General features: G+C 39.9%; 17 protein-coding genes. 2 read left to right on the plus strand and 15 right to left on the minus strand.

The genetic code is table 11. The features are described 5' to 3' along the window. The 14 genes from ACJMMI_RS09440 to ACJMMI_RS09505 all read right to left on the minus strand — a co-directional run. On the minus strand, positions 1–767 hold a 767-nt coding region (locus tag ACJMMI_RS09440; protein WP_405355217.1), incomplete at its 3' end, for a DNA adenine methylase. 150 nt (positions 768–917) lie between these two features. Further along, positions 918–1,289, minus strand: coding sequence for a minor capsid protein (locus ACJMMI_RS09445; RefSeq protein ID WP_405355218.1), 372 nt, complete (start codon positions 1,287–1,289; stop codon positions 918–920). Continuing rightward, positions 1,286–1,705 carry a hypothetical protein gene (locus tag ACJMMI_RS09450; RefSeq protein WP_405355219.1) on the minus strand — a complete coding sequence of 140 codons (420 nt, stop codon included), beginning with the start codon at positions 1,703–1,705 and terminating at the stop codon, positions 1,286–1,288. Before ACJMMI_RS09450 ends, ACJMMI_RS09445 begins: the two co-directional genes overlap by 4 nt. Before the next feature lie 50 nt (positions 1,706–1,755). Beyond that, entirely contained in the window at positions 1,756–2,031 is a 276-nt protein-coding gene (locus ACJMMI_RS09455) for a type II toxin-antitoxin system YafQ family toxin (RefSeq protein ID WP_405355221.1), read from the minus strand. After that, positions 2,028–2,297 carry a type II toxin-antitoxin system RelB/DinJ family antitoxin gene (locus tag ACJMMI_RS09460; protein WP_405355222.1) on the minus strand — a complete coding sequence of 90 codons (270 nt, stop codon included), beginning with the start codon at positions 2,295–2,297 and terminating at the stop codon, positions 2,028–2,030. Before ACJMMI_RS09460 ends, ACJMMI_RS09455 begins: the two co-directional genes overlap by 4 nt. 54 nt (positions 2,298–2,351) lie before the next feature. Then, a complete protein-coding gene (locus ACJMMI_RS09465; RefSeq protein WP_405355224.1) occupies positions 2,352–2,744 on the minus strand; it encodes a hypothetical protein in 393 nt (130 codons plus the stop codon). Between the two features lie 11 nt (positions 2,745–2,755). Beyond that, positions 2,756–3,085 carry a hypothetical protein gene (locus tag ACJMMI_RS09470; RefSeq protein ID WP_405355227.1) on the minus strand — a complete coding sequence of 110 codons (330 nt, stop codon included), beginning with the start codon at positions 3,083–3,085 and terminating at the stop codon, positions 2,756–2,758. Further along, entirely contained in the window at positions 3,085–3,984 is a 900-nt protein-coding gene (locus ACJMMI_RS09475) for a phage capsid protein (RefSeq protein ID WP_405355230.1), read from the minus strand. Before ACJMMI_RS09475 ends, ACJMMI_RS09470 begins: the two co-directional genes overlap by 1 nt. Positions 3,985–4,102: 118 nt before the next feature. Continuing rightward, the gene (locus tag ACJMMI_RS09480; RefSeq protein WP_405355231.1) at positions 4,103–4,264 is read right to left on the minus strand and encodes a hypothetical protein; all 162 of its coding nucleotides are present in this window, start codon (positions 4,262–4,264) and stop codon (positions 4,103–4,105) included. Positions 4,265–4,269: 5 nt separating this feature from the next. After that, entirely contained in the window at positions 4,270–5,697 is a 1,428-nt protein-coding gene (locus ACJMMI_RS09485; protein WP_405355233.1) for a phage minor capsid protein, read from the minus strand. After that, complete coding sequence (locus ACJMMI_RS09490) at positions 5,586–6,170, minus strand: hypothetical protein (RefSeq protein ID WP_405355236.1); 585 nt, start codon at positions 6,168–6,170, stop codon at positions 5,586–5,588. The genes ACJMMI_RS09485 and ACJMMI_RS09490 overlap by 112 nt, the downstream gene beginning before the upstream one ends. A 20-nt stretch (positions 6,171–6,190) precedes the next feature. Next, positions 6,191–6,949: an AAA family ATPase gene (locus ACJMMI_RS09495; RefSeq protein WP_405355238.1), complete on the minus strand. Its 759-nt coding sequence runs from the start codon at positions 6,947–6,949 to the stop codon at positions 6,191–6,193. 71 nt (positions 6,950–7,020) lie between these two features. After that, positions 7,021–7,326: a hypothetical protein gene (locus ACJMMI_RS09500; protein ID WP_405355240.1), complete on the minus strand. Its 306-nt coding sequence runs from the start codon at positions 7,324–7,326 to the stop codon at positions 7,021–7,023. A gap of 17 nt (positions 7,327–7,343) precedes the next feature. Beyond that, positions 7,344–7,475 carry a hypothetical protein gene (locus tag ACJMMI_RS09505; protein ID WP_405355243.1) on the minus strand — a complete coding sequence of 44 codons (132 nt, stop codon included), beginning with the start codon at positions 7,473–7,475 and terminating at the stop codon, positions 7,344–7,346. Between the two features lie 436 nt (positions 7,476–7,911). Between ACJMMI_RS09505 and ACJMMI_RS09510 the strand changes: the two genes are divergently transcribed. Next, a complete protein-coding gene (locus ACJMMI_RS09510) occupies positions 7,912–8,283 on the plus strand; it encodes a helix-turn-helix domain-containing protein (protein ID WP_405355246.1) in 372 nt (123 codons plus the stop codon). Here ACJMMI_RS09510 and ACJMMI_RS09515 read toward each other — a convergent pair. Further along, positions 8,280–8,405, minus strand: a complete 126-nt coding sequence (locus ACJMMI_RS09515; RefSeq protein ID WP_405355248.1) for a hypothetical protein — start codon at positions 8,403–8,405, stop codon at positions 8,280–8,282. The genes ACJMMI_RS09510 and ACJMMI_RS09515 overlap by 4 nt on opposite strands. 632 nt (positions 8,406–9,037) lie before the next feature. Between ACJMMI_RS09515 and ACJMMI_RS09520 the strand changes: the two genes are divergently transcribed. Then, the coding region (locus ACJMMI_RS09520) for a hypothetical protein (protein WP_405355250.1) at positions 9,038–9,733 on the plus strand (696 nt) is incomplete at its 3' end.

Here is a 9,733-nt window from a genome sequence, read left to right on the forward strand (position 1 = left end):
ACTGCGAAGTTATCAAAATTACCGGAAATTCCTACCGCATCAAGGGCAGAAAAATCTTTGATGATTCTGATGACTGATTCTTCGCTCATAATTGTACATTTTAAATGAGCGTTTTTCGTCATTTTCACTTGACATTTACAATAAACATACTCGCTTGAATAGTAAGGCGGATCACAGTAGAAAAAAGCATTTTCTCTGTCATAGTGTTTGATTAAAACCTCAAAATCCTGATTTTCGATTACCGTATTTTCAAGTCTTTTACCAACTTGCTCTATCAGTTGAAAAAGGCTCACTACTGAAAAAGGCTGACAGGCAAAGGATTTGCCACCGCTTGAGTAACTGTATCGCAAGAGTTTCAGAAACATTACTGCTCTGCGCAAGTCGTAGTCCTTTTTCATTCTGACATATAGCTTTATGACTTCTTCTGCTTTCAAGTCAGGCAGGATAATCTTCGTCAACTGCAATTCCTCATCAAGATATTTATCATCAAACTTTTCTTGCTTAAAAAAATCCCTGATTGCATTGAAATCATCCCTTGAATTAAGCGGATAGAATCCCAGCTCTTTTATGAAAGCCAAAGGTCTGTCACGCATACAGCAAAAGAGGTTAACAAGATTGTGGTTGTAATCGTTGTACACCTCGAATTTATCAGGTTTTTTCTTGCCTAAAAGTACCGCTCCCGAACCGCCGAAAGGTTCAATATACCTTTCGTAATTCAGAGGAAACAGAGCGTACAAAATATGAAGGACGGAAGTTTTGTTTCCCATCCAACTCACAGGGGTTTTTATTACCTTTCACTCCTCTCGGAACATCAATCGCCCCTGAAACGACAAAAAGCCGTTGATTAAGTCTTTAACTCAACCAACGGCTGTATATATATTGAAACCAATATCAGTCGCTGTCAGAAACGATTGATATTAGTTGTTGATAACCTGCTCATAAACGCCCTTATCGTCTGTGCCTACATCGACAGGCTCGGGTGTGAGCAGTTCAATAATATAAATTGTGTGTCTGTTGATTTCAACATCTTTTACGCTGAAAAGCGTTTCAAATAAATTGCGTGCCTGTCGCTCGGTTTCGTTTGCATTGTTGTTCCAATGCAAGAGCAAAGACACGCTGATTGTGTTGTATGTACTCTCGTCACCAATCGCCCTTACAGGAGCACCCGACTGCTTGAGAGAGTACACACCAAGGGACTTATCTTGTTTGTTATCGAGTTTACCGATGTAGTAATGCTCGGCTTTAAAGACAGTCTTTAAGAAGTCCCTTATATCAGATAAATAAATCAAAGTCCTGCCTCCTGCTTGTAAAATCTTGCAAATGCCTTTTGACAAAAGTTTTGTCGTGTACCGCCCTTGAGCCAAGGTGTAAGCCACTTACCCCCTGCATTCTTGTTTGCACCGTGCTTTTTACCGTCCTTATCAACCCACACTGTGCGGTGGAAATTATATTCAGGGTGAAAATACAACCGTCTGGCATACGGTGTACTTGATACGATTTTTGTTTCGCCCTCGGCAAGATTTGCGTAATCGGCAAATGTGCTTTCATTCTGCAAATTACCAGTATCAAAAGGCATAACCTGATTGTTTTTAATCTGTGTAAGCAATGCGTCTGTGGTGTTACGCAATGCCGTTTGCTGTGCCATATCAATCTGTTTTAATACAGGCAAATTCAGCTTGATTTTTGATGTTACCGAAAAACTCATTAAACTCCCCCAATACAAAAAGCACCCTGCATTTCTGCAAAGTGCTTTGATTAAAATAAATCGCTGTGTGAACCTGTGCGTGCAAGGAAAAGTATCAGTTCATCATCAAGATACTCATAAATCAGCAACCAATCAGGCTCTAAATGGCATTCGTGCTTACCTTTGTAATTGCCTATGAGCATATGGTCACGATATTTGTCGGGCAATTCCTCACCATTTGCAAGCATATTAACAACATTTTTGAGAATACTCAAATCCTTATGTTGTTTTTGTGCCTTTTTATAGTCCTTTTTGAATTGATTGGTTGGTTTGATTATATATTTCATCTGTCCAAATCCTCAAACAATTCATCAGCGGTGTTATAGCCTTTGTAAAGTTCAGGGTGTTTCTTCATTTCCTCAACCTCGGCAAACGCTTTCTCGGTTTCGGCATTGTACTTGCGAATTGTAAAAGGGATACCGTTAAACTCAAGGGCTTGCTGAATAAACATATTAATTGCTGTACTCATATCAAGTCCTAAAGATGAAAATAATTCCTGTGCCTTTTGTTTCTTATCTGCATCTATTCTGACATTAATATTTGACATTGCCATAATATCATCTCCTCAACATTATATTATCACAATGTTACAACAATGTCAATACAATTAAATTACATCCAACTCCGTATAATTCACTGTGCCGTCAGGGTTGCGGTGTTTAATGCCTTGTACGATATTACGCTTTACTCCGTCAAGCACTACAAAGCCTGAACTCAATGTGGGGCTGTCGGGAGCAAGGTCACCGTCAAAAAGCAGCACTGCCGACACCTGCACAATTTTCTGTTCCTTTGTATATACTGTCTTTGCTTTTGACTGCATATTGCAATGAGCATTGCCTGGGAATAGAGTTTTTGAGGGATAAAGATTTTTCGATGGGTACAAATCCCTGCACTCAAAAGCAACAACAGGTGCACCGTCTTCGGTAACACCCTCGCCGTATATTGTGACTTCAACAGAAGTTTTGCAGAACTGCTTTTTTACAAGTGACGGAAATTTCAAAACATATCACCTCATATTGCAGGATAACAAAGCCCTGTTGATTTAAGCAGAGAGTAAAGGTCCGCAGGAATTGCCACACCGCTTATGCACATCAAATTCCAACTTGCTCCAAACTCCATACCCACACCGTTGATGTTGTAATTTTTCAGATAAGAATTAATCATATCAGCGTTTTCTTTCTCAAAAGCAGTAAGTCTGTTGTGCACTCGGCTGATGATTTTCTTCTGCATTTCTGAAAGCTTTTCAAAATCAATGCGATTAAAGGTCAGAATGTCGATGTGCTCGGCGGAGATAATGCTGTTTTCATCTCCGCCCTGCTGTTCAATGTAATCCGCAAACATCAAGCCACCGCCGTAGTATCAACATCAACATAAATACTGTCAATCTTGCCGTCTTTGCCGTTAGGGAAAACAAATGTATCGGAAAGTGTACGGTTCTGATAGAGCCAACCGTCACCCTCAGTATGTGCCCCCGGTGCAAAGAAGTAAATGCTTGAAATCTTCGGTACAGTCTTGCAGGTATCGCCACAAGCAACAATAACATTGATTTTGTGACCGCCTGTGGCAGGCTCAAAACCACCGTCAGCAGGATTGAAGTTGAACTTATCATAGAAACGCTCATCATCAATAACCTCGATAATAGGGCAACCGTCTACCTCAGTTACTCTTGTTTCAATTCCCATACCACCCTCGGCAATCTGAGTAAGCTCAATCTTGCGGGTAAATTCTGTTGACTGCTCAAGGCAATCCATAATGTTTGATGTTACATAAGCAACAAGTGTACCTCTCGCCTTGTATCTGCGAAGTTTTCCGGCCGAAAGAATAGTCTTGAGCTTTGAGTAAGCGTTTGCTTTAGTCCAGTCGGTTGACTTGGTAGCCGAATGATAGCCGTCTGTTGCCTGAGCCTTTGCGGCAACCTTTGAAAAGAAAAGTGCATCGGTTTCCGGTGCGACCTGTGTCTGCTCAAACACCTTTGAAATATTCTCAACCTTTGCGGTAGCGTTGGTTTCGTCAACATCTGCCTTATCCACAAGGAACTCAATATCTCTGTCGTGCTCGCAAGTGAAAGGAACATCAGTCTGTGTGTACTTGCCCTTGTTCCAACCACCCTCTCTGCTGTGGTTCTTAAAGCCTGTTGTTGACATCTGTGTAAAGTGGAATGTTCTTGCACCCACCCATTTTACATTTGATGTGATGAATGGTGAAGTAAGTGTGCCCTGCATAACCCTCGGTTTTATCATTGAACGATGTAATTACTCTTACTTTCATTTTGTCACCACCTCTCAAAATTTGGGTATTAAAAAAGCACTCAATCTGATTGATTAAGTGCTTTGATTGGTTATTGAATTTTGTGTTACTTTATTCCGGAACTATAATCATATGCCTACCTGTTCGCATAAAATAATCGGTATCAAGTTTTTTTACTTCATTTTTTATCTGCGTGGGGGCATCATCATTTATTATTCTTTTTCCTCTAACAAGGTGCGAATATTTCATGTATTTAAAAAAAGCCTCTGTCATAACAATCAACTCCCCATAATAATTTTTACAACTTGTTTTGAGATTGCTCTTGCTTTTTTCGTCATACTTTCAGCTATACATTCAGAAATAAATTCATCAAGTGTCGTAAATCCGTATAAAGAAACTTCTTTTGGACTTATTTTCTCCATTATATCTGTAATTTTCTCAAGTTTATCATCCCATAATGGGTCATTTAACCTGTGTTCAAGCTGTATCGCATGACCTATCTCGTGTCTGAAAGTATGCAAAGGGTGTGCCGAGGACCATTTACCCGATTTCTTCATCTCTTGCGCTTTTTGTGCGTGTTCAGACAAAGCATTTTTCTTATTCGCAAACTTTAATAAAAGTTCTCCTGAATTATCGTAAAATTCACCATAATCCGTTGAGATTTTAGAATTAAGTATGCCAACTCTTGAAATGGTTGTTACTTTACCGAATTTCTTTTGCATATTTTCAAGTTCGTTATTAAAAGTTTCCTGAACTTCTTTTGTAACACCCTTTTCAAATTCTATTATACCACCGTTTTCAGAATTTTCAACATCTGTCTTTGCTTTTTCAGTAGTGATTTCAGGATTTTCAATCTTTGTGATTGATTCACTATCTGATATTTTATGAATGTAATCTTCCTTTTGCTCCGCCAACTTATCCGCCCTGTCGTGCCACTCGTCTGCTCTCGCTTGTGCAAACTTCTTGTTATCCTCATCAAGGCTGTATTTTGCTCTGCGGTCAAAGCGTTCGGCTTGTTTTTCGGCGTGCTGTTGCTGTACTTCAAGTCCTCTTTGACGGTCAAGCTCTGCGAGTTCGTCATCGGAGAGAGGTTCGTCCAAATCGTCAAGTTCAGGGTAGTAGGTGCTTGTGCTGTCTTTACAGCGAGGGTGGAAAAGTCCGTTTGCAATAGCTGTTGAAAGCAAAGGATAATCGCCGTCCGATTTCTTGCCGTTTGAATACACATCATCAATGAAAATCTTGCCTATGTAACACGCACAATCAGGGCAACCGCCTTGCCTTGAATTTACCACAACAAGCGATAATCCGTACTTCGCTCTTTCTTCGCCCTCACCTCTTAGATATGCTCTCTTATTTGCTGTCTTGATTGCCATATCCGCATAGTCCGAAAGCGTGTGCCTTGCACCGTTTTTGTACTCCACACAATTCAGCCCTGCGTTGAGCATATCCTTACAAGCCATATCAACTGCTTTTTCGTAAGTGCCTGCACCTGTGTTTGCATAGACTTGAGCGTTAAAAATAGCTTTGCGGTACTTATCGTTGCTCATACGCAAAACCGCCGTTTCTGCCCTCCTCAAATCGTCTGTGGTCGATTTTACAAGAGCATCGAGCTTACGGTCATTGACCTTAAAAAACTCGCCTGTGCTCGCCCCTGTGGGCATATTCGGTGTAAAGCCGTCCTTGATTGCCTCAAGTATTTTAGCCATAGGCACGGACTTACCACGCAAGTTCCAAATATCAATTCTGTTGAGATTTTTCGGTTCAAGTCCCAATGCTTCGTACACATCTTTGAAACGATGAAAACAAGAGGCTCTGTGCCATCATTCTTAGTGTACTTGCGAATAATAACCTGACATTTACCTTTCTTTCCGATAATGCCTGTCCAGTCCATACGAAGAGGCTCTCCATGCTTTTTCATTGATACTGATAAAAAGAGCTGTGACAGCTTCCATTCGAGCGAAGAATGAAGTACAAAATTAACTGTAATTTCTCTCTTGTCATCTGCTCCCCACACATCAAAAGTCACTTTTGCCATATTGCATGGTGGCAGTTTACCTTTACCCTGTGAGCGAGCACGCTCAACCTTTGCTACTGTAAAATCATAATCACCCTCGGGGAGCGGTTCATAATTTCCGCCCTCTTCGGTTATTTCGTCGTTCCAACCAAATTCTCTATCCATTTATGCATCTTCCTTTCTTATTAAAACGGTAAGTCACGGTTGCTCTGAATTACTTCGAGTACTTTATTCCACGCTCCCACAAGGCAACCGTTAATAAATCGTGGATCATAGTTTGTAATCGGTGTATCATAAGGGTAGTGTCCCTGTGTAAACACCGCCTGTCTGATTTCGCTTTCGTCAACTCCGTTAGCTCTCATAAGGTCGGCAAGTGCTTTTGGTATGCCCTCGGGAATATTGACAGACTTGTCATTCTGTGGCATAGGTGAAGGTGGTACAGGCTCGGGAGCTTTTTCAATCTGCGTAGTTTGTGGTACAGGCTGTGTCGCAGGCTCTGCCTTAGGTGGCTGAGGTATCGGATTTTGCGGAACAGGAGCGTTATTTACAGGTGCAACATCATTAAAAATATGAGCAATGCCTGCGTAGCTAAAATCCATTTCTTCGGGCAGTCCGTGACGGTTCTTTGCGTCCCAACAAGGGTGATGAAGCGTGTACATCACTCTCCCTCCGCCCTGTGCCTTGTACTTTCTGCCGTCTTTGTCGGTTGCTACCGCTACTGTTTTATAATTAGCAAAAAGCACCATATCTGCCCATTCTTTGACAAGTGGGCTAATCTGAGAGCTTGTCTTTTTACCGAGCTTTAATTCCCAACGGTCATACTCGCCGATTTCGTCAGGCTGTGAAAATTTGCGGAGCTGTGCGTGTGCGGTAAGCACAACATTGATACAATCGCTATTACGATTATAAGTATTGTTTCTAACATTGCTCTCACCTCCTCGCATAATGCAATTATGTTTTTAGCGAATAACCCCTGCTTTAATTAGCATTGCTATTGCCAATCAATCTTGAGTGCTTACATGCTCACTCTGGTTACCTCGTTTTCGTAATTCCTGCAGATATTTGTCCAAATCTTGGTACAGGTCTGTCTTTTCAAATTCGCACCAATCGGAATAAGGAAGCACAAAAAAAGTGTTACCGAATGAGGCGGTAATGCTCCCGTCCACTCCTCTCTTGTCAAGGTGTAAAAGTCATCTTCTAAAGGATAAGGCGGAACATAAGGTACCGTAAACCTTGGTCCCGGTGTGACATTCTTTTCGGCAATCGGTTTTGGAAATGAATTCATATTAAATATGTCATTTAGTAAACTATAAAGGCTCATTTTTTACATCTCCTTTCCTATGCTGTTTTCTTGGTATCCGCAAGAGCCTGAGCGTAACCACTGATATAAGCCTGCTGACTCTCTGATAACTGCTTGAGCAGAGTGATAAGCTGTTCAGCTGTTACTTTAATGTCAACTACTGTTTTCATTTTTTCCACCTCCATGCAATAAGAACGATAATTGCGACATTACAAGCAATAATTGCGATGTCAAGACAAATGTTGAAAATACTCATATTTTCACTCCTTTTATATATTGACAACGGCTAAGGTTAATACTATAATCTTACTTAGGGGAGTTGGTCGCTCCCCCTTTCAGATTTTCTTATCAGAACATTTCTTTGATTAAATCAATGATTGCTTTGATAAGGTTTAGTATTGCGGTCGCAAACACCAGCTTTTCGATTTCGGTGGGTTTGCGACCTTTTCTTTTGCCTTTTGCCATTGTTTTTCACCTCTTTGTTGACTTGTTGTATTAATTATATCGTATTTTATTTACTATGTCAATACTATTTTAAAATATTTTTGAATTTTTCTTGACAAGTCAATATTTTTCTGATAACATATAGATAACGGAGGTGATAATATGAATGAACTTACAAATAGAGTTATAGAAGTGCGAAAAAGTGAAGGCTTAAATCAACGACAATTTGCAGAAAAGTTAGATTTGAGTACTAACTTCATCAATCAATGCGAAAACGGAAAGCGTGAATTTTCAGAGCGTACTATTAAAGATATAGCAAGTACATTTAAAATCAATCTTGAATGGCTAAGAACAGGCGAGGGCGAAATGTATGACGAAGAGAGCGAGGAAGTTGTTCTTGAGGCTCTCAAAGCTGAATACGGACTTGATGACAAGGATATTGAAATTATTCAGGCATACATACATATGGTTCCTCTTGAGCGAGAGGTGTTTAAGAACTTTATTAAAAATGTGCAAAATAAAAAGGAGCTTTAAGCCCCTTTGATGTTTGAATATATTATTTTTACAAATTTCAGAATTGCAACTAACGCTTTATGACTTTCTATAATATCTATGTATTCGATTATTTCATTTCTGATGCTTGAATTTGATTTCATTTGTCATTCTCCTTACTACAATAGTCCTTATATATCTATTATAGAACATTCGTTCTAATTTTTCAAGTGCTATTTGCAAGAAATTTTTAACTGTCCTAAAAATGGGACTTTGCTCCGTATCCTCGGCAAAGCCGTAGGGTTTTACAGTAACATTTATTAAAATAAAAAAATCCGCCCTAAAATAGGAAATCAATTTCCTATTTTGGAATGATAAAGCGAAAATGTTTACTCGAGTAAACAAAATAAGTCAGCGAAAATGTCCACTCGAATGGACAAAACAAATTCTGAAAATGTGCAAACGTTTGCACAAATTGGAATGATAAAGCGAAAATGTTAGTGTGGTGGCTTGAGGAGGGTTTGAGGGGTTTTATAACCTTTCGTATAAGAAAAATAAACTAATATATATAGAGAGAGAAAGGGTTCTTTAAAATAGCCCCAAACCTTCCACTACCCTCCGTACATAAGCAATAAAAAATCCGCCCTACCCTGCGCCAACAGGATAGAACGGAAACCATTACACAGGGTGTAACGGTGCAATATAACGCAATATAATTGTACCATACTCCCTTGTGTTTTGCAAGTTTTGCAGATAAATAACACAAGGGATTTTTGCACCCTTTTTGAGGTGAAATATGAAAAAATGTATCAATAAAAGGTGCAACAGAGAGTTACAAGATGATTTTGCCTTTTGCCCATACTGCGGTAAAAGTCAGACCAACAGCAAGCCAACAATCAGACGGAGAACGAAAGGCACAGGCAGCATTTACTTACGCAAAGATAACAAGTCAAAACCGTATGCAGCTGCAAGTAGTGTCACCGGCAAGCAAGTTTATTTAGGTGCTTTTGCCACAAAACGAGAGGCGGAAAACGCACTCAAAGATTACGAGTATAACCCTGTAAGTTGCTATAACATAACGCTCGAGCAGTTGCATGCTAAATGGCTGAAAACAAAGGCATATGATAAGCTTGGCAAGAGCGTTAAGAGCAACTATGCGAGTGCATGGATAAAGCTTGAGCCGCTCCATAAGCGTAAATTCAGAGATTTACGCACATCAGATTATCAATACATAATAGATTATTATGATAACCCACACCACGAAGTTGGTGCAGGTGGCAAGCTAAAATATCTCGATAAGAACGGTAAGGGCACTTATAAAGTCACAAGTACCCCGAAAATCTGTGAGGGCTTAGGTTACTCTGCATTGCATAAAGTCAAGTGCCTGCTCACTACACTGTATACCTTTGCGATGAAAGAGGATATAGTAAACAAAGACTATGCAACCTTTATCGAATTACCAGAGCAGGAGGAAACCACAGCTACGAGATTT

It is taken from the genome of Ruminococcus sp. (assembly GCF_045129435.1).
Taxonomy (GTDB): Bacteria; Bacillota; Clostridia; order Oscillospirales; family Acutalibacteraceae; genus Ruminococcoides.